This is a genomic window from Caldisphaera sp., assembly GCF_023256325.1.
GTDB lineage: Archaea > Thermoproteota > Thermoprotei_A > Sulfolobales > Acidilobaceae > Caldisphaera.
This window is the reverse complement of sequence record NZ_JAGDXI010000015.1, coordinates 1-20,294: the sequence shown is the minus strand read 5'-3', so window position 1 is coordinate 20,294 and position 20,294 is coordinate 1. Positions and strand designations below refer to the sequence as shown.

Annotated in this window: 16 protein-coding genes and 2 tRNA genes (1 of these 18 running past the window's edge); 14 read left to right on the top strand and 4 right to left on the bottom strand. The window is 31.7% G+C overall.

Annotated elements, in window-relative coordinates; genetic code table 11:
* The 8 genes from Q0C16_RS01930 to Q0C16_RS01895 all read left to right on the top strand — a co-directional run.
* Positions 1-30 (top strand) — tRNA-Lys (locus Q0C16_RS01930) (it extends 88 nt beyond the left edge of the window).
* Between the two features lie 102 nt (positions 31-132).
* A complete protein-coding gene (locus tag Q0C16_RS01925) occupies positions 133-387 on the top strand; it encodes a DNA-directed RNA polymerase subunit H (RefSeq protein ID WP_292319357.1) in 255 nt (84 codons plus the stop codon).
* 14 nt (positions 388-401) lie between these two features.
* Positions 402-3,938: a DNA-directed RNA polymerase subunit B gene (locus Q0C16_RS01920; protein ID WP_292319356.1), complete on the top strand. Its 3,537-nt coding sequence runs from the start codon at positions 402-404 to the stop codon at positions 3,936-3,938.
* A gap of 1 nt (position 3,939) precedes the next feature.
* Complete coding sequence (gene rpoA1, locus Q0C16_RS01915; protein WP_292319355.1) at positions 3,940-6,612, top strand: DNA-directed RNA polymerase subunit A'; 2,673 nt, start codon at positions 3,940-3,942, stop codon at positions 6,610-6,612.
* Positions 6,609-7,889: a DNA-directed RNA polymerase subunit A'' gene (gene rpoA2, locus Q0C16_RS01910; protein ID WP_292319354.1), complete on the top strand. Its 1,281-nt coding sequence runs from the start codon at positions 6,609-6,611 to the stop codon at positions 7,887-7,889. Before rpoA1 ends, rpoA2 begins: the two co-directional genes overlap by 4 nt.
* 34 nt (positions 7,890-7,923) lie before the next feature.
* Entirely contained in the window at positions 7,924-8,232 is a 309-nt protein-coding gene (locus Q0C16_RS01905; RefSeq protein ID WP_292319353.1) for a 50S ribosomal protein L30e, read from the top strand.
* A 10-nt stretch (positions 8,233-8,242) separates the two neighbouring features.
* On the top strand, positions 8,243-8,686 hold the full coding sequence (locus tag Q0C16_RS01900) for a NusA-like transcription termination signal-binding factor (protein ID WP_292319352.1): 444 nt from the start codon (positions 8,243-8,245) through the stop codon (positions 8,684-8,686).
* 54 nt (positions 8,687-8,740) lie between these two features.
* Positions 8,741-9,184 (top strand): 30S ribosomal protein S12, encoded by a 444-nt coding sequence (locus Q0C16_RS01895; RefSeq protein WP_292319351.1) that lies wholly within the window; start codon positions 8,741-8,743, stop codon positions 9,182-9,184.
* A 22-nt stretch (positions 9,185-9,206) separates the two neighbouring features.
* Here Q0C16_RS01895 and Q0C16_RS01890 read toward each other — a convergent pair whose 3' ends face one another.
* Positions 9,207-9,710 carry a bifunctional nuclease domain-containing protein gene (locus tag Q0C16_RS01890; protein ID WP_292319350.1) on the bottom strand — a complete coding sequence of 168 codons (504 nt, stop codon included), beginning with the start codon at positions 9,708-9,710 and terminating at the stop codon, positions 9,207-9,209.
* 208 nt (positions 9,711-9,918) lie between these two features.
* Between Q0C16_RS01890 and Q0C16_RS01885 the strand changes: the two genes are divergently transcribed.
* The 4 genes from Q0C16_RS01885 (at position 9,919) to Q0C16_RS01870 (ending at position 12,463) form a co-directional block, all read left to right on the top strand.
* A complete protein-coding gene (locus tag Q0C16_RS01885; RefSeq protein WP_292319349.1) occupies positions 9,919-10,533 on the top strand; it encodes a 30S ribosomal protein S7 in 615 nt (204 codons plus the stop codon).
* A 153-nt stretch (positions 10,534-10,686) separates the two neighbouring features.
* Positions 10,687-11,997 carry a translation elongation factor EF-1 subunit alpha gene (gene tuf / locus Q0C16_RS01880; RefSeq protein ID WP_292319348.1) on the top strand — a complete coding sequence of 437 codons (1,311 nt, stop codon included), beginning with the start codon at positions 10,687-10,689 and terminating at the stop codon, positions 11,995-11,997.
* 28 nt (positions 11,998-12,025) lie between these two features.
* Positions 12,026-12,337 (top strand): 30S ribosomal protein S10, encoded by a 312-nt coding sequence (gene rpsJ / locus Q0C16_RS01875; RefSeq protein ID WP_292319347.1) that lies wholly within the window; start codon positions 12,026-12,028, stop codon positions 12,335-12,337.
* Between the two features lie 40 nt (positions 12,338-12,377).
* Positions 12,378-12,463 (top strand) — tRNA-Ser (locus tag Q0C16_RS01870).
* Between the two features lie 234 nt (positions 12,464-12,697).
* Here the strand turns inward: Q0C16_RS01870 and Q0C16_RS01865 are convergent.
* The gene (locus tag Q0C16_RS01865; RefSeq protein WP_292319346.1) at positions 12,698-13,495 is read right to left on the bottom strand and encodes a prephenate dehydratase domain-containing protein; all 798 of its coding nucleotides are present in this window, start codon (positions 13,493-13,495) and stop codon (positions 12,698-12,700) included.
* Between the two features lie 570 nt (positions 13,496-14,065).
* On the opposite strand from Q0C16_RS01865, the gene carA reads away from it, so the two are divergent.
* Both carA and carB read left to right on the top strand, forming a co-directional pair.
* Positions 14,066-15,172, top strand: coding sequence for a glutamine-hydrolyzing carbamoyl-phosphate synthase small subunit (gene carA, locus Q0C16_RS01860; RefSeq protein ID WP_367117882.1), 1,107 nt, complete (start codon positions 14,066-14,068; stop codon positions 15,170-15,172).
* A 3-nt stretch (positions 15,173-15,175) separates the two neighbouring features.
* Complete coding sequence (gene carB / locus Q0C16_RS01855) at positions 15,176-18,331, top strand: carbamoyl-phosphate synthase (glutamine-hydrolyzing) large subunit (protein ID WP_292319344.1); 3,156 nt, start codon at positions 15,176-15,178, stop codon at positions 18,329-18,331.
* A gap of 5 nt (positions 18,332-18,336) precedes the next feature.
* Here carB and Q0C16_RS01850 read toward each other — a convergent pair whose 3' ends face one another.
* Positions 18,337-18,999 carry a cyclase family protein gene (locus Q0C16_RS01850; RefSeq protein ID WP_292319343.1) on the bottom strand — a complete coding sequence of 221 codons (663 nt, stop codon included), beginning with the start codon at positions 18,997-18,999 and terminating at the stop codon, positions 18,337-18,339.
* A gap of 521 nt (positions 19,000-19,520) precedes the next feature.
* Positions 19,521-19,913, bottom strand: a complete 393-nt coding sequence (locus Q0C16_RS01845; protein ID WP_292319342.1) for a hypothetical protein — start codon at positions 19,911-19,913, stop codon at positions 19,521-19,523.
* Positions 19,914-20,294: the final 381 nt, after the last annotated feature.

The window sequence follows — 20,294 nt, the reverse complement described above, 5'->3', positions numbered from 1 at the left end:
TCCCGGGTTCGAATCCCGGCGGGCCCGCCACACCCATTAAGGGCTCCATAAAACCCATTATTTTTAAGATAATAATACTAATAAGCTCGGGTCTTAACTTTACTTTTTGCAGTAGAGAGGTGGCATAGGAGTTTGCCTTCGAAAGTGAAAGAAGAAGAAAAAATATTGGGGCATTATCTTGTTCCAAAACATAGAATATTATCATTAGAGGAATCTATAGAGGTATTAAAGACATTAGGAGTTAGACCTTGGCAATTACCGCGTATTAGCATTAATGATCCGATAGTGAGAATTTTGAATGGAAAGCCAGGAGATATAATAGAGATTGAAAGAGATTCTCCCACGGCCGGTAAGTATAAGGCGTATAGGGTTGTTGTATCCTATTAAAGGGGTGCCATTTTTTGTCTATTGAAGAATCTAAGTTAAATAACGACGATTTATGGTCGTTATTCAAGCAATACATACATGAAAATGGACTATCTAGACAGCATTTGGATTCTTTTAACTCTTTTGTTAAAGAAAGATTACAAAAAATAGTTGATTCTTATGGAGAAATTAGACCCACCTATAAGCAAATCAAGAAAAACGAAATGGAAGAGGGAGGACCAGATATAAAGATTGTATTGGGAAGAATAAAAATAACATATCCTCAAGTTAAGGAAGCAGATGGTTTTTTCCATCAAATAACTCCATCAGAAGCAAGGATTAGGAATTTAACATACTCTTCACCGCTATATCTTGAAATGGCACTTATAGAAAATGGAAATGAGGTTGAAAGAGAAGAATTAAAAATAGCTGATTTCCCAGTAATGGTTAAATCAGTTATAGATCCTATTTCGCAATTTAAAGAGAATGAACTAATAAATATAGGAGAAGATCCTTATGATCCGGGAGGATATTTTATTATTAATGGTAGCGAAAGAGTAATAGTGGCACAAGAAGATCTAGCAGTAAATAGGATAATAGTTGGTTTGTCAACTGCGAATACTGCAAGGATTACTCATACAGCAAAAGTTGTTTCCACTGTTTTAGGTTTGAGAAGACAAGTGATTGTTGATAGAATGAATGATGGTACTTTAGAATTAAGTATGAGCAGACTAGGATATAGAATACCATTTGTAGTAATGATGAAGGCATTAGGTCTAGAGAAAGACGCTGAAATAGCGGCAGCTGTTTCCTTTGATTCAGATATACAAAGAGAATTATTACCTAGTTTTGAGAAGGTTGCATTTACAATAAAATCTACAGAAGATGCTTTAGAATATATAGGAAACAGATTAGCGCCCGGTCAGCCGAGAGAAATAAGAATAGCAAGAGCCGAAGATTTCATTGATAATCAATTTTTACCTCATTTAGGTAATAAACCAGAAGACAGGAAGAAGAAAGCATATTTCATTGGTGAGATGGCAAATAGAGTTTTACAACTTTATTTAAATAAAAGGGGCGAAGATGATAAAGACCATTATTCTAATAAGAGATTAAGATTAGCTGGAGATCTAATAGCTGAAATATTCAGGGATGCATTTCAGCAATTTGTTAATACGATTTCATCACAATTAGAAGAATATATAAGTCAACGTAAAAAGTTAAGGCTAAGATTTTTGGTTAGATCCGATATTATAACGGAAAGGATTAGGGCTGCATTAGCAACAGGAAACTGGACACAGAATAGAACTGGTGTTAGTCAAGCCTTAGATAGAACTAATTGGATTAGTCTTTTGAGCCATTTGAGAAGAGTTATATCTCCATTAAGCAGAGGTCAAACCCATTTTGAGGCAAGGGATTTACATGGTACTCATTGGGGTAGATTGTGTCCATTTGAAACACCCGAAGGTATTAATTGTGGGCTAGTTAAGAATTTGGCTTTGATGACATATATATCAGTAGGTGTAGAAGAGCAAGACGTTGAAAGAATTTTAAGGAACCAAGGAGTAATATTAATGGATGAAATAATAAAGAGATCATCAGAAAATGATAACGATGTGATATCAATTGTTAGCAACGGTGCTAAAGTATTTCTAAATGGCAGTCCTATAGGTTATGTTGAAAATGGTGAGGAATTAGTACACAAACTAAGAGAAATGAGAAGAAAGGGAGAAATAAGTTTTGAAGTAGGCATTGCGTTAATACAAGGTGAAAACTCTAAGGAAGTTTATATAAACACAGATGAAGGTAGGTTATTAAGACCTCTAATTATTGTTGAAGATGGTAAGCCAAAATTAACAAAGGAAATAGTATCTAAAGTTATTAAAGGGGAATTAAAGTTTTGGGATCTCGTTAGAATGGGTATTATAGAATTGATTGATCCTGATGAAGAAGAGAATGCATATATAGCAGAAAGAGTTGAGGATATAAACAAAGATACAACTCATTTAGAATTATGGGTTACTGGTATATTTGGAGTAGCGGCTTCAACTATTCCATTTATGGAGCATAATCAAAGTCCAAGAAACACTTATCAATCTGCAATGGCAAAGCAAGCGTTGGGGTTATATGCTCTTAACTATAATTTAAGAATGGATAGTCATGCATATCTACTTCATTATCCACAAAAGCCTATTGTTCAAACAAGGCATCTAGAAGAAATGGGTTATAATCAAAGACCTTCTGGACAAAATTTTGTTGTTGCTTTTATGTCTTTTACTGGCTATAATATAGAAGATGCAATAATATTTAACAAGACTAGCATCGATATGGGTTTAGGTAGGGCTCACTTCTTTAGAGTATATTCAGCTACAGAAAATGATTATCCTGGAGGATTAAGTGATAGAATAACTGTACCATCACCAAAATTATATGATCATAAAGGGGATCAATATTATATTAAACTGGGACCAGATGGTATTGTAGAGCCCGAGGCTGAAGTTATAGGTGGAGATGTTTTAGTTGGCAGAGAAAGCCCTCCAAGGTTTATAGGTGAAGAAAGAGTAATTGGACCAGGAGTCCTCTCAAAAAGGGATACAAGCGTTCAATTAAGATATGGTGAAAGCGGTATTGTAGATACTGTCATGATAACACAAACTTCTGAAAGGAATAAGTTAGTTAAGGTGAAGGTAAGAGACTTAAGGATACCAGAATTAGGAGATAAATTTGCAAGCAGGCACGGTCAAAAAGGAGTTGTCGGTATGCTCTTCCCAAGATATGACATGCCATATACTGAAGATGGTATAACTCCTGATATTATTGTCAACCCTCATGGTATACCTTCAAGAATGACTGTAGGACAATTATTAGAAATAGTATCAGCAAAAGCTGGGGCTTTATTGGGAAAGTTTGTTGATGGCACGCCATTTTATAAAGAAGATACTAATAACTTGCAATTTGTTTTGGTTAAAAAAGGATTTGATCCGAGCGGAAAAGAAGTAATGTATGATGGAAGGACCGGAAGGATTATTGAAAATACTATAACAATAGGTATCGCATTTTATCAAAGGTTATATCATATGGTTTCAGATAAAATGCATGCAAGAGCAACTGGAAAAGTACAATTGTTAACAAGACAACCCACTGAAGGTAAAGCAAGACAGGGTGGGCTTAGATTTGGAGAAATGGAAAGGGATTGTTTAGTAGGCCATGGAGCTACAATGATGCTTAGGGATAGAATGTTAGAAAATAGTGATATCTATGTTATGCATATTTGTAACATATGCGGTCATATCGCCTGGTATAACAGTAAGAGAGGAGTTTATGAATGTCCAATTCATGGTGATGCTGGAGATATAAGGCCAGTAAAAGTGCCTTACGCATTTAAGCTGTTTTTGCAGGAAATAATAAGTATGGGTGTAAAACCAGAAATAAAGGTTTCTGATAAAATTAGGGTTATGAGAAAAATAGCTGGAGAATTTGAGATTCAAAAAGAGACTTCTGATAACAATTCAGGGAACAGTGATGAAAATTCAAAAACTATGAAACAAGAAGCTGAAGGAGGAGGTGCTTAAAATGTCATATACAAGTAATTATAAAGAAAACGAAAAATATCTAATTGATAGGATTCATTTTAGCCTATTAAGTCCAATAGAAATAAGAAAAATGGCGAAGGTTACTGTTATTAGACCAGAAATATATGAAGCAGATGGATCTCCTGTATCTGGAGGCGTTAGAGACCCTCATTTCGGAGCTATTGAACCAGGAGAAAGATGCCCTGTTTGTGGAAACACTAGAGAAGATTGTCCAGGACATTTCGGAAAGATTGATTTAGCTAGACCTGTTTTATTACCTCATTTAGGAGATAAAATAGATGTTATTTTACAATCAACTTGCAGGAATTGCGGTAGAATTTTGCTACCTGATGAAAAGATTGCATATTTAACAAACATTTACGAAAAGCTTAAAGAAAAATGGCCAATACTTGCGGAAACTTTTTCAGATGAAATAGCTAAGCAAGCGTCTTCTGTATCAGAATGCCCTCATTGTGGATATAAGCAATTTAAGCTTAAGTTCACCAAGCCTTTTAATTTCTATGAAGTAAGGCCAGAAGGTGAAATTAGGTTAACTCCTAGTGAAATAAGAGAGAGACTTGAAAGAGTGCAAGATAAGGACATAAAAGTATTAGGAGTAGATCCTAAGGCTGCAAGACCAGAATGGATGGTTTTGACTGTTTTGCCTGTACCTCCATTGTCTGTAAGACCATCCATAACAATGGAAAACGGTTTAAGGGCGGAGGACGATTTAACTCATGCTTTAGTTGAAATAGTCAGACAAAATGAGAGGTTAAAGAACTTCTTATCATCTAACGCTCCAGAATCAATGGTAGAAGAGGCATGGCAAACGCTTCAAAACGTTATAGCTGCATATATAGATAATGAATTGCCTAACATTTATCAACTTTCTCATAGGGGGAGGAAACAGCTAAAAACTATCGCTCAAAGATTAAAAGGCAAAGAAGGTAGATTAAGAGGCAATTTAAATGGAAAGAGGGTTAATTTCTCAGCAAGAACAGTTATTTCTCCAGATCCTTATATAAGTATAGATGAAGTAGGTGTTCCAGAAGAAATAGCTAAGATATTAACTTTACCTATAGTTGTTACATCATACAATATTGAAGATGCTAGGAAATTTGTATTAAATGGTCCGTATAATTGGCCAGGAGCAATGTTTGTTTATAAGACAAAGCAAAACGTGAAAATAGATCTAAGATATCAACGCAATTATAGGCAACTAGCAGAGAGCCTAGAGATAGGTGATGTAGTAGAAAGACATTTAATTAATGGAGATATAGTATTATTTAACAGACAGCCCAGCCTTCACAGAATGTCTATAATGGCCCATAAAGTTAGGGTTATGCCGGGACGTACTTTTAGATTAAATCTTCTAGATTGTGCTCCATATAATGCAGATTTCGATGGGGACGAGATGAATCTACATGTTCCAAGGCTAGAAGAAGCAAGGGCAGAAGCCCAAGAATTAATGCTTGTTGAGAACCAAATATTATCACCAAGATATGGTGGGCCATTAATTGGCGGAAGACAAGATTACATTAGTGGATCATATCTATTAACTGTTAAAACAACTCTATTAACAAAAGACGAAGTTTCCTTATTGCTTGCAGCGGCAAACTATAAAGGTAAAATGCCTGAGCCAGCTATAATAAAGCCTGAACCATTATGGACAGGAAAACAATTAATAAGTCTATTTTTACCTCAAGGCCTTAATTTTGAAGGAAGAGCAAAAATTAATGCAGGAGAATTAAAATGTGATAATGAAAAATGTTTCTTTGATTCTTATGATATAATAAGTAATGGAAAGCTATTAATGGGCGTATTTGATAAAAATGCTATTGGTGCAGAGCAACCGGAAAATGTACTGCATTATATAACACTAGAATATGGCTCTGAAAAGGCAAGAGAATTTTTAGACAACGTGTTTAGAATGTTTATTAGGATGCTTGAAATAAAAGGTTTTTCAATATCGTTAAAAGAAGTTGAAATACCTAATGAAGCTAAAAACAAAATAAGTAATATGGTAGAACAGGCAAAGAATGAAATTCAACAATTTATTAATGATTATAAAGAAGGGAATTTGGAAGTTATACCAGGAAGAACTCCAGAAGAAAGCCTTGAGTTAAAGATAATACAAAGGTTGCAGAAATTAAGAGATGATGCAGGTAAGTTAGCCATTAGCTATATGGACCCATTTAATAATGCATTTATTATGGCTAGAACTGGAGCAAGGGGAAGTGATATAAATATAACTCAGATGGCGGCAATGCTAGGACAACAAACTGTTAGAGGTAAAAGAATTTCAAGAGGATTTAGGACAAGGACATTGCCTCAATTTAAACCAGGAGATTTATCTCCAGAAGCAAGAGGATTTATTATTGGTAATTTTAGAGTTGGTCTAAAGCCTTATGAAGTATTCTTCCACGCAGCAGGAGGTAGAGAAGGATTGGTAGATACTGCAGTTAAGACATCTCAAAGCGGTTATATGCAAAGAAGGCTTATTAATGCCTTGCAGGATTTATATGTTGCATATGATGGAACGGTTAGGGACTCAGTTGAAAACATAGTACAGTTTAAGTATGGAGAAGATGGGGTTGATCCAATGCTAACTTATCATGGAAAGGCAGTAAATATAGATAGAATAATAGAAAAGGCTAAGGTGAATGAAAAATGACGCCTAAAAAGAAAAAAATTGAGGCAGTAAAAGAAGAGGAAGAAAAGAAGGGAGAACTTGATATAAAACTAAAGTCAGCTAAGGAAATACTTCCAGAGAAAATCTATAAGGAGTTAAATGAGAAGCTTGAGAAGTCGGATCTAAGCACAGCACAAAAAATTTTTGTGGTTGAAGAAACTGTAAGACGTTATATATCTTCTATGATTCAACCAGGAGAACCTGTTGGTACCATAGCATCGCAATCCATAGGAGAACCTGGAACCCAAATGACACTTAGAACATTCCATTATGCAGGATTAATGGAATTTGACGTAACCTTAGGATTACCAAGGCTAATAGAAATAGTTGATGCAAGGCATGAGCCATCAACACCCATAATGAGAATATACTTAGATGAAGAGAATAGAAATGATTTGGAAAAAGCTAAAGAAATCGCTAGAAAAATAGAGTACACAATTATAAGCAATGTTGTTTCAGAAATATCCTATATTTTAGGAGAACCTAAGATACAGATAGAGATAGATAAGGATTTGTTAGATGATAAAGGAGTTACTCATGAAGAAATAATTGAAGCTATTGAGAAACTAAAGTTAGGAAAAGCAAATGTGGATGAAAATAATCCAAATATAATAAATGTAGAATTAAATAGTGATGTTATGCCAGAAGAAGAGTTATATGATACAAAGGCATTTAACGAAATAATATCAAAAATTAGGAAAACATATCTTAAAGGGATAAAGGGGATAAGAAAAACTATGATACAAGAAAGGAGTTATGAAGAAAATGGAGTAAAGAAGAAAGAATATGTAATAATGGCTGAAGGAAGTAATTTAGCAGAAGTTATGAAAATTCCAGGAATTGACGCTAAAAGAATAGAAACAAACAATATTATTGAAATTTCCCAGGTATTAGGGATTGAAGCTGGAAGAAATGCGATAATCAAAGAAATATTAGACGTTCTTCAGAATTCTGGATTAGATGTCGATATTAGACATGTTATGCTTGTTGCGGACATGATGACGTGGACCGGTAAAGTAAGGCAAATAGGTAGGTTAGGCATTGTAGGAGAAAAGCCTAGTGTTATAGCTAGAGCTGCATTTGAAGTAACAGTAAATCAAATATATAATGCTGCAATTACTGGTGAAGATGAAAAATTCTATGGTGTAACGGAAAGTATATCTGCCGGTTTAATACCTAAGGTTGGGACAGGAATAGTTATGCTAGGTATGGGAGCTTCACCTGTTAAACCCTCTGCAGATGATACGGAAAATAAATAAGCAGGATCTACTAATCCAGAAAGGGGGAATAGATATGTCAGTATCATTTGAAAAAGAATTAAAGAATTTGACAAAAAATGGGAAATATTATTTAGGCGTGAGTAAGGCAATTAAGTCAATACTTAAGGGAGAGGCTAAAATGGTTATTATAGCAGATAATATTCCACTCAGCTATAGAGAAAAAATTGAGAAGGGAGCAAAGCTATCAAATATACCAGTTTATGTATTTAAAGGCACATCACTAGAGCTAGGGGCGTTAATAGGTAAGCCCTTTAAAGTATCATCAATAAGCGTAGTCGATACTGGAGATTCAAGAATACTTGACCTCGTGGAAACGTCTTAGGGTGTATGTGATGGAAAAAAGTAGCAATGGTGATAGAATAGATCTCGAGGAACTTAGATATTTATCCCTATTTCAAGATTTAACAGGAGCAATGGCTTATAGGTGTATTGCAGATAATGAAGGCAATAGAGTTTTTTACCTTGTAAATAAAAATGATTTAGGAAAAGCTATCGGAAAAGACGGTAAAAATGTAAAATCCTTGTCTAAAATATTAAACAAAAATGTTGAAATCGTAGAGTACTCAGATAAAATAGAAGAAATGACAAAAAACCTATTTCCTGAAATAACTGTATTAAAAGTTGATTTAATTGATAAAGATAATGTAAAAGCAGTTTATGTAAAAGTGAAAGATGATGAAAAGGGAAAAGCTATCGGAAAAGACGGTAAAAATGTAAAAAGGGCAAAAATAATATTAGGAAAACTCTATGGGGTAGAGAAGGTGGTAGTTAAGTGAAAGAAAGTTTATATTCTGCTAAGATAAACATAAGACTAGAAAAGGTGACAATTAATGGGTGAAGGAAAATCGCCTAATGGGCTATTTGCAGCAAGGCAGCTGAGAAAGAAGAAAATGAAGTTCAAATGGTCACAAAATGAGTTCAAGAGAAGAATGCTCAAGTTGACTGAAAAATATGATCCATTAGAAGGTTCACCAATGGCTAGAGCTATTGTTTTAGAAAAGGTTGGTGTTGAATCAAGGCAACCTAACTCAGCGCTAAGAAAATGCGTTAGATGCCAGCTAATAAAAAACAAAAAGGTTGTAACAGCATTTGTTCCGAAAGACGGAGGTATTTTATATATTGATGAGCACGATGAAGTTATAATAGAAGGTATTGGGGGTCCAAAGGGAGGATCTTTGGGAGACATACCGGGAGTTAGGTATAAAGTTGTAATGGTTAATGGAGTTTCTCTAGATGCGTTATGGAAAGGTAAGAAGCAAAAAGTTAAGAGATAATTTTTATCGATCATAAATAAAATTATTCATCATCTTCTCCTTCATCGTCATTTTCATCATCCTGGTTTCCATGATCTTGGTTTTGATCTTCCATATCAGCTAGTTTTTTTGTAACATATATTGGCTTTCCAGAAATTATTCCTAAATATACAGCATGACTCGGTATCATTTTTATAGTTAAATTTAATCCCTCAGATTCGAATTCAACAGATGCAGTATATAATCCATTATTTGTATCTAACTCATCAATAATTATTCTCTTTAATGTTTTTCCTATTAACTCTTTAAACTCTTCATGGTTCATTAAAAAAGAAAATATTGATTGCCTTCTCGGAGGTACTTCGCCATCATTATAAGTTTTTATTGCTTCAGCAACATCAGCGGGTATATTTACTAGTGAAAAAAGCCTTCCATCTTCTAATGCTAAGCTTAAACCTATTATGTATGTTCCATATCCGCTTCCAACATCTTGAATAATTTTGTAAAATGTTTGCACATTCATCACTCTTAGCAAATCTTCGCTCAAACTTAATTCCCTCACTTTTAGCTTATTATTCTCCGAAATACTTAAGTTTAAGGTCTCTTGAATGCTTTCAATCTATTAAGAATCTATAGTATGGAAAATTAAATAATAGAAAGTTTTTAAGAATCGATTCTTATAGAAGAACTCATTTAATTTTAGAAAACAATATTTTTAAAAGCTATACCTAACTCATAAAAGTAGGTGCGTGAGATTGAGCAATCAAACAAAAATACCAGAAATAGATAAAGTTGGTAACAATTTGAGCGATATTAAGCTATTAGATAGATGGTCTTGGGAAGGAATTGAGATAAAAGATCCAAGTTTAAAGAAATACATAAGCCTAAAACCAACATACTTGCCTCATAGTGGAGGGAGGCATGAGCATAAAAGATTTGGAAAAGCTGAAGTAAATATAGTAGAGCGTTTGATTAATAGGCTTATGTATCCTGGTAAGAACGGCGGCAAAAAAATGATGGCATATAATATAGTTAGAAACGCGTTTGATATTATTTATTTAGAAACAAAAGAGAATCCAATACAAGTATTTGTCAGGGCAATAGAGAATGCTGCTCCAAGAGAAGAAACAACAAGAATTATGTATGGCGGTATTGTTTATAGGGTATCTGTAGATGTATCTTCTCAGAGAAGAGTTGACTTAGCATTAAGATTTATTACAGAAGGAGCTAGGGAGTGCGCTTTTGGAAGCACAAAATCTATTGAGCAGTGCTTAGCTGATGAGATTTTATTAGCTGCTAGAAATGACCCACAAAGCTATTCTATTAAACAGAAAGAAGAAATAGAAAGGATAGCATTGAGCTCAAGGTGAAAATTTTTAATTATTAATTAAACAGTAAGACTCTTTTTGCAATAAAAATTTTGTTTCAATTAAAAAATTTATGATCTTATTAAGCATAGTATTTTTAAATCCCTGTTTAAGCTTAAAATGAGGGAAAAAGATAAATAAGAGAGGTGTAAATGCATGCCTGAGAAGCCGCACTTAAATTTAGTAGTTATAGGGCACATAGACCATGGTAAGAGTACGTTAACTGGACATCTACTATACAGGTTAGGTATAGTTGATGAAAAGAAAATGAGAGAACTAGAAGAGCAAGCTAAAAATGCTGGTAAAGAATCATTCAAATACGCATGGATATTGGATAAAATGAAGGAAGAGAGAGAAAGGGGTATAACTATAGACTTATCTTTTATGAAATTCGAGACAAGAAAATATGTATTTACAATAATAGATGCCCCTGGTCATAGAGACTTCGTTAAAAACATGATAACTGGTGCCAGTCAAGCAGACGCTGCAATGCTAGTTGTATCATCAAGAAAGGGAGAATTTGAAGCTGGTATGAGCCCTGAAGGGCAGACAAGAGAGCACTTATTATTAGCAAAAACATTAGGTATTGAACAAATGATAGTTGCTATAAATAAAATGGATGCTCCTGATGTAAATTATGATCAGAAGAGATATGATGAAATAGCTAATACGCTTAAGAAATTTATGAAAGGGTTAGGTTATAATATTGATAACATTCCATTCGTTCCTGTTAGTGCTTGGACTGGAGACAATATAATTGAGAGAAGCCCTAATATGCCATGGTACAAAGGTCCAATATTGGTAGAGGCCTTTGATAATTTGCAAGTACCTCCAAAGCCTGTTGATAAACCATTAAGATTACCTGTACAAAACGTATACACAATACCTGGTGCAGGAACAGTACCAGTAGGTAGAGTAGAAACTGGGGTTATGAAAGTAGGAGACAAAGTAATATTCATGCCGGCAGGTGTTGGAGGAGAAGTAAGAAGTATACAAATGCACTATCAAGATTTACAAAAAGCTGAGCCTGGAGATAACATAGGATTCTCTGTAAGAGGTGTTGAAAAGAACCAAATAAAGAGAGGAGACGTAGTTGGTCCATTTGATGCTCCACCAACAGTTGCTGACGAATTTGTAGCAAGGGTATTTGTTGTATGGCATCCAAGCGCTATAGCTGTAGGTTATACACCAGTTATACATATACACACTGCAACAGTAAGCGCTAAAGTCATAGAAATAGTATCAAAGCTAGACCCAAGAACTGGTAAGGAAGTTGAAAAGAATCCACAGTTCTTAAAGGCCGGAGATGTAGCTATGATAAGATTTAAGCCCATAAAGCCAACAGTAATAGAGAAGTACAGTGACTTCCCACAATTAGGAAGATTTGCAATGAGAGATATGAACAGAACTGTTGGTATAGGCATAGTTACGGAAGTTAAGCCGGCAAAAGTTGAAATAAAGAAGTAAAACAGCAATTTAAAAATTGGTGGAAAATTTGGCATTTAAAGTCAGAATTTGGCTGTGGAGCACCAATGTAAAAAGCTTAGAATCAGTAGTAAATCAAATTAAGGAAATTGCACAAAAAACAGGCGTTCCAATTAGGGGTCCAATACCTTTACCAACGAAGAGATTAGAATTACCCCTATTAAGATTACCACATGGAGAAGGAAGTAAACACTGGGAACATTGGGAAATGAGAATTCACAAAAGGTTAATTGATATAGAAGCAGATGAAAGGGTATTAAGAAGATTAATGAGAATTCAGGTTCCTCCAGACGTTTATATAGAGATTAAATCAGGAAAGTAATTTTAGACTTATTTTGTTTAGATAACATTTTTATTAACGAGCCGGGGTGCCCGAGCGGTCCAAGGGGACAGGCTGGAGACCTGTTGTCCCGAAAGGGACACGCGGGTTCAAATCCCGCCCCCGGCGCTTAACTTTTTTATTTCTTAAAGTAATATCTACCAATGATAATAGTTTATATAACTTGTAGACAAGGTAAAATATGCTCAGTTCTACTTTATTAAAGGTCTAGTTTCATTAGATAAAATAAAAATTTTTTCTTCTTGAATGATTTAGATAAGTGAATTTTATTCCTTTAGAAAGTTAATACTAAAAATTGTAAATTCTCAAAAAGATTTATTAATTAATAATTAAAATAATATTTTAAACTTTAGAAAAACTTCCTTTGATTTTTAAGTTTTCTGATACGGCTGATATAGAATTCAAAGCTCTCTTAATATTCTTTTGTATTAAATTACCTTCAAATTCAACATAAAAATAGTAATTCCATATTTTTTCTTTTAATGGTCTCGAGTATATCATTGTTAAATTAATATTATTTTTATAGAATACCTTTAACACATTGTATAAGGAACCTGGTTTATGTTTTACTATGAAAAATACCATTGTTTTATCTCCTTTTTTCTTAATTTTGTTAGAAATTATAATAAATCTTGTAATATTAATTCCATCCTGTACATTTTTCTGAAGAATTTTTAATTTATAAATTTTTGCAGCATATGAAGAACATAGGGCTGCTCCTTCTTTATCTTTTGAAGCTAAAAGAGCTGCTTTAGACGTACTTTCAACTTGAATAATTTCTTTTGCATCAATTTTTAATAATATATCTTTAGCTTCTTGTATAGCATAATAATTAGAATAAATTCTTTTGATTTCTTTAAAATCTTTTATATTTTTATTTGACGCGATTACAATATTGATATTTAATTCTTTTTCATAGTTTACATAAACATTATCATATTTAAATAGATTATCCAATGTTTCATTAATTGGCCCTTCTCTACTATTCTCTATAGGAACAATACCTTTCGAGTTATTTTTGCTTACTTCATAAAATACTTCTGAAATTGTCTGTTTTGATATCTTTTTCCCTTTTAAAATTAAGGAAGCCTCATGAGTATAACTGCCTAATGGTCCCAAATAATAAATTCCATTTCCCACACCAAATTAACTTGTGTATAAGAAGTAAATAAATTTTATTGAGATAAATCTATATTAAATATTTTTGATTTTTAGCATTCCATTGCTTATTTAAATTTAATTAATTTATGGTTATTAATTGTAATTATTTTTGTGTTTGTTTGATAGTTGTAAATTTAAATGTATTTGCTTTATATTTACAATTTACTATTTTTGTTTTACAGATAAAAAATTTAATTATATTATGTTTGCGAATTAATTATAACGAAATAAATCATTTTTTAAGAAATAGTAAGCAATTTTTATTTATGCAAAATTATGATATGTAAGAGCATCTTTGAATTTATATAAATTTATTTATGCAATTGATTTAAATTTTATTTTAATAAAGCTTTATGATTAAATTTTTGAATAATTTTTGTAAAAACAATTTATTTTTAAAGAATATTTGAAAAAGTTTATATAGGAGTGACTTCAATAAAGTAGTGGGCATTATTAATAGTTACCTAAAATGGGCCTTCAGAATAATAAAACAATTTGATTTAAAATTAGTTTTATGTAAATATAATTCTTTTAAAGGTGAAATCCTTGATATGCAAAAGAAATCATAAAGGTTTTCTTTACTTAGAAGACGGTACAATAATTGAAGGTTGTGGATTTGGCTCAAAAGCTTTTAGCTATGGAGAAGTAGTTTTTACTACTTCTATGTATGGATATCCTGAATTGCTTACAGATCCATCATATAAGGGGCAAATTCTAATTATAGCTTATCCACTAGTTGGAAATTATGGAATTCCTAGGATGAACATCTCAAAAAATGGAATTATTGAAAACTTTGAATCAGAAAGAATACAAATAAATGGTTTAGTGGTTTCTGAAGAAACTGAAGGAAACAAATGGAACTCTCATTTATCTCTACATGAATGGTTATTACAAAATGGTATACCAGGTATAAGCAATGTTGATACTAGATCATTGATAAAGAAAATAAGGTCAAGAGGAGTTATAGAAGGTATAATTTCATCTGGAATTGAAATAGAAAATATAAGTAGTTTTAAATATGATGAAATAGACTTTACTAGCTTTACATCGCCTAAAAATGTAATAGTTCATGAAGGAGAATACGATGAGTCCATTGTAATAGTAGATTGTGGAATAAAACATGGCATAATAAAGGGAATTTACGATACATTTCTTTATAATATAATAAGGGTACCTTGCAAATCTAATGTAAATGATATTATAAAATTCGATCCAAAAGGCGTTGTATTTGGTAACGGGCCTGGAAATCCTAATTTACTAAAAGAAGTTATAGATACTTATAATTCTGTATTAGAGTACAAAATACCAATTTTAGGAATTTGTTTAGGGCATCAAATAGGTACTTTAGCTCTAGGAGGTAAAATAAATAAGATGAAGTTTGGCCATAGAGCTATTAACAAACCAGTTATAGATGTTATAACAGGTAATAGTTATATCACAACTCATAATCATGGATATGGTATATTATCAGCAAAAGATATGCCGAAAAATGCTAAACTATGGTTTGTTGATCCTGATGATTCAACTGTCGAAGGTTGGATAAATGAAGAAAAGAGGATATTGTCTGTTCAATTTCACCCAGAAGCAAGACCAGGGCCTTTAGATACAACATGGATATTTAGAAAATTTAAAAAAATTATTCAAAAAGGTGGTTGAATTATGAAAAATGAAAATATTAAAAAGGTATTGATAATAGGTTCGGGACCAATAAAAATAGCTGAGGCTGCGGAATTTGATTATTCAGGATCGCAGGCATTAAAAGCAATAAGGGAAGAAAATATTGAGACAGTATTGGTAAGCCCTAACGTAGCAACCATACAAACCTCATATAAAATGGCAGACAAAATATACATGATCCCATTATTATCCGATTATATAGAAAAAGTTATTGAAAAGGAAAGACCTGATGGAATAATGATAGGTTTCGGAGGGCAAACCGCATTAAATGCAGGAATAGATTTGTGGAATAATAAAGTTATACAAAAATATGGAATAAAAGTATTAGGAACGCCAATAGATGGTATAAAGAAGGCTTTGAGTAGAGAAAAATTTAGAGAAACCATGATTGAATCAAATATACAGATACCTCCAAGTTATTCAGCAAATAACGAGGCTGATGCTATAGAAAAAGCAAAGCAATTAGGCTATCCTATAATGATAAGGGTTAGTTATAATTTAGGGGGTAGAGGTTCTGGAGTTGTTTGGAACGAAGATGAATTAAAGAATAATTTAAAAAAGGCATTTTCACAAAGTTATATTAATGAAATATTGTTAGAGAAGTATCTTCATCATTACAAGGAACTCGAATACGAAGTTATGAGAGATTCTTATGGAAATAAAGCGGTCGTAGCTTGCATAGAGAATTTGGATCCTATGGGTATACATACTGGAGAAAGTGTGGTAATTTCACCGTGTCAAACTATTGATAATTATGAGTATCAAATTATGAGAAATTTGTCAATGAAGGTAGCGGATTCCATAGAATTGATAGGAGAAAGTAATGTGCAATTTGCTTTAAATCCAAATAGTTATGAAATTTATGTTATTGAAACAAATCCAAGGATGTCTAGGTCTTCGGCTTTAGCGAGTAAGGTAACTGGATATCCATTGGCTTATGTTGCAGCAAAGCTTGCATTAGGTTATAAATTATATGAAGTTATAAATAAAATAACTGGTATAACAACTTCTTGTTTCGAGCCGAGCTTAGATTATGTAGCAATAAAAATGCCTAGATGGGATTTGCAAAAGTTTGAAAAGGTTGATACTGCAATAAATACTGAAATGAAAAGTATAGGAGAAGTTATGAGCATAGGGAGGAATTTCGAAGAAGCATTCCAAAAAGCAATCAGAATGCTAGATCTTGATCAAGAATTGGTTGATAATAAAGTTTATAATTCATCTATGAGTAAAGATGAAGCTTTAGAAAGATTAAGAAGAAAAAAAGATTATTGGTTTCTTTATATTTCAAAAGCAATTAGAGAAGGAGCATCTGATGAAGAGATATACGATGTTACAGGTATAGATTTATTTTATATAAAGAAGATTAGAAATATTGTTAATTTTTATGAAAGTATGAAAAGAATGAAGGTTGAAGAATTAAATAAGGATATATTAGAAGAGGCGAAAAGGTTAGGATTTAGTGATAAACTAATAGCTAAGGCATTAAATGTTAATGAAGAGTACATAAGAAAAATAAGGCATGAATATAATATAATTCCTAAAATTAAACAAATAGACACAGTTGCTGGAGAATGGCCTGCAGTAACTAATTATATGTATGTTACGTATAATGGAAGTGAAGACGATGTAGATTTTTCTGATGATAAGAGCATATTGATTTTGGGTTCAGGTGTATTTAGGATAGGTGTATCCGTAGAGTTTGATTGGGGTACAGTTTCTTTAATTGATGCGTTGAAAAATTACTATAAAAATGTATATGTGTTAAACTACAATCCGGAAACTGTTTCAACAGATTGGGATGTAGCAAAGCAGCTGTTTTTTGATGAAATAAACGTAGAAAAAGTTTTGGATTTATCATCTAAAACAAAAACAAAAAAAGTAGTTGTTTTTTCATCTGGTCAAATAGGGAATAATATAGCAAAAGAATTGGAAGAAAAAGGTTTATTAATTTATGGAACATCGGGCCATAGTATAGATATAGCTGAGAATAGGGAGAAGTTTTCTTTCATTTTAGATAAACTAGGTATAAAGCAACCTCCATGGATTTCTGCAAATAATCTAAATGAAGTAATTAAATTTATCGATAAGATTGGATATCCAGTATTAATTAGACCGAGTTATGTTCTTAGCGGTGCGAGCATGAAGGTTGCATATAACTATGATGAATTGATAAAATATATAAATTCCGCAACTAAAATATCCCCAAAATATCCTGTTATAATATCCAAATATTTTGATAATGCTATTGAAGCTGAAATAGATGCTGTTTCAGACTCAAAGGGGGTAATTGGTGTTTTAAATGAGCACATAGAGGAAGCAGGTATACATAGTGGGGACTCTACTATGGTAATCCCTAATAGGAAATTGAATGATAATATAGTAAATGAAATGGGCAAAATATCTTTAATGCTTTCCAATGAGTTAAAAATAAAAGGTCCATTTAATTTACAATTTGTAATAAAAAATTCTACTCCATATGTTATAGAATTAAACTTAAGGCAAAGTAGATCTTTTCCATTTTCTAGTAAAGCAATTAATATGAACTTAATAAATTTAAGCGTAAAAGCTATTGAAGAAGGATTAAATTTTGATGGTTTTAAAATAATTAAGCCTAGATATTATGCAGTTAAATCTCCCCAATTTTCATGGTCTCAATTAAAAGGAGCATATCCTAGCCTAGGTGTTGAAATGAAAAGCACTGGAGAATCAGCAGGATTTGGAATTACATTTTATGATGCTTTATTGAAGAGCTGGTTATCAGTTTCGCCAAATAGATTACCTAGGATAGATAAATCAATACTAATATATGGAACAAATAATTACAGAGATTTAAAAGAAGCAAGTAAAACATTAGAAGAAATAGGCTATAATATATATACAATTGATAACTTTGATGTTTATGGAAAACAATTAAATTTAAAGGAAGCAGAAGGGTTGATATTAAATAAAAGAATAGACTTGGTAATTTCTGATGGATATTTGATTAATAGTGATTATGCTATAAGGAGAAACGCGGCCGATTTAAATATACCTATTATTCTTAATGGTAAATTAGCTAAAGAGATTTCTATTGCATTTAAAGAAAATTACATATCATTTTATGAAAATAGAGAATATGATAAAACATTTTATTAAATTTTCTAGTTTTTGTCAATTGGTTCTCTTGCAACAACTCTAACAGGCGATCCGTCTCCGTTTTTAATTTTAAGCGGAAAGCAAAAAGTTTCAACTATTTTTTCAATAAGAGGTTTAAGATTTGTAAGATTTTCAATTATTAATATGTTATTTTTTAATAAGACATCATGAACAGGCGACCCATTTCTAAGACCGCTTTTTACTGAAGGATCAGGTGAAATTGTATCTGTACCAACTATTCTAATTTTAAATTTAGTTAATAGATTTGCAGCTTCTGGTAAAATATAGGGATACTTCCAAGTATAACTATCTTCTCCCCAAAGATCCTCCCAACCAGTTCTAATAAAAACAAAATCTACCTTTTCTAATAATTTAGAATAACTTTTTATATCTTCATATGTAATGGGTTCTAGCTCACTTTTTGGTATATTTAATATTGCAGCAAGTCCTGCGAAAAATTCTGGAGGATATAGATCAATTGTTAATCCATTGTCAATAAAGTGATATTGAGCATCTATATGAGTTCCTGAATGCGAATTAATCGTAATATTTGTAATCTTTGAACCAGTTACATTAGTTACATGTTCAATTTTTAGTGGTAGATGTCCATAGCCTTCTTTTATGCCTTCTTCATATACATGGCTTATATCGTACCATTTATATTTCATAAGCCTCACCTTTTCTTATTATATTCATTAAAATTATTATAGTTCTTTCATGAAATTTTATCAATTACCTATAGAATTAGATTTTAACTTTTGCTATAAAACCAATAGTAAATTATGTTCATTTGTTAATTATTCAATTTATCTCAAAATCATTGTTAACTGGGGAGTTGACAATCTGCAAGATTACAAAAGATTATTATTCGTCTCAATATTATATCATTTTATACAAGGTCTTTATATAACGATTTGTTTAAAAAATAAGTGGGTAAGGATTTATGGCAATATTTGTATCAATTAGGTTTTACTATAATTTTTGAATAAATTCTTTCGAAATTTATTAAAATTTAGTTGATTGATGGTTTCAAATTGTTAAATAATTCTTTTAATAGATCTTTAAAATATAATTTATAACTGGAAAATTTAAATCCTCAATTTAAAGGATTTTTCTTTATTGGTTCATATCTTGTTTAATGTAATTAATAGTAATCTTATAAAAATTAAAATAAAATTTAGATTTAAAATTATTTACAAAAAGTCTGAGCAATATCTTTAGCTATTTTGTTTTCTACCTCAAAGTTCCATAGCATTTCTGGTATATCTACAAACATGAATAATTCTGATAACAGAAGAGTTTCAACTGCTGTAACTGCTAAATTTTGGATCCATTTACCAATACCTATCCTTATGATTATGTTATTAGGATCCCCAGAAATTAAAATATTTAAGGATCTTTCAGCCGCAATGATATCTCTTAAAAATCCCCCTTTTTGAGCTTGAATTAACACTCCATGTGGAGATTCTTTAGATGCTTGAGTTTTAAACCCCTGTGAAGTCAAATAGTCAATAATACTTTGCTTTAATGAAGATATATCTATATTCTTCCCGAAACAACTAATAACTTTTTCTGATACCATATTGTTCACCAATATTATTTCATTTTCCTCGGTTAAATACTTACCTGATTTAAATAATGTTTTACATAACAAAATGGTATAAAGTCTATTTTTCATTCCTTTTATTATTGTTAACCCCCCGGTTAACAATTGCTATATTTACATAACAAAATGGTATATTTTTATATTAATGGTATCTGACTAATGCATATCATTAAAACGTTCACTGATGTAAAAGCTAAAAATTTTTAAATCGAACTTTATTTATAAAGAAACTAATATTTTAATAAATTAAAATTAATATAATATAAATATTTAAAATAAAAGAAATTTGTTACTAATTATTAAATCTTTATTAAGTGTTATAATATATTATATATTATTTTTAACAATTTTGCTAAT

Excerpts from the sequence above, each read along its gene's own strand:
- tuf (WP_292319348.1), top strand. The coding sequence starts at position 10,687 with ATGCCTGAGAAGCCGCACTTAAATTTAGTAGTTATAGGGCACATAGAC.
- carB (WP_292319344.1), top strand. The coding sequence starts at position 15,176 with ATGAAAAATGAAAATATTAAAAAGGTATTGATAATAGGTTCGGGACCA.
- Q0C16_RS01900 (WP_292319352.1), top strand. The coding sequence starts at position 8,243 with ATGGAAAAAAGTAGCAATGGTGATAGAATAGATCTCGAGGAACTTAGA.
- Q0C16_RS01895 (WP_292319351.1), top strand. The coding sequence starts at position 8,741 with ATGGGTGAAGGAAAATCGCCTAATGGGCTATTTGCAGCAAGGCAGCTG.
- Q0C16_RS01845 (WP_292319342.1), bottom strand. The coding sequence starts at position 19,913 with ATGGTATCAGAAAAAGTTATTAGTTGTTTCGGGAAGAATATAGATATA.
- Q0C16_RS01850 (WP_292319343.1), bottom strand. The coding sequence starts at position 18,999 with ATGAAATATAAATGGTACGATATAAGCCATGTATATGAAGAAGGCATA.
- rpoA1 (WP_292319355.1), top strand. The coding sequence starts at position 3,940 with ATGTCATATACAAGTAATTATAAAGAAAACGAAAAATATCTAATTGAT.
- rpoA2 (WP_292319354.1), top strand. The coding sequence starts at position 6,609 with ATGACGCCTAAAAAGAAAAAAATTGAGGCAGTAAAAGAAGAGGAAGAA.
- Q0C16_RS01905 (WP_292319353.1), top strand. The coding sequence starts at position 7,924 with ATGTCAGTATCATTTGAAAAAGAATTAAAGAATTTGACAAAAAATGGG.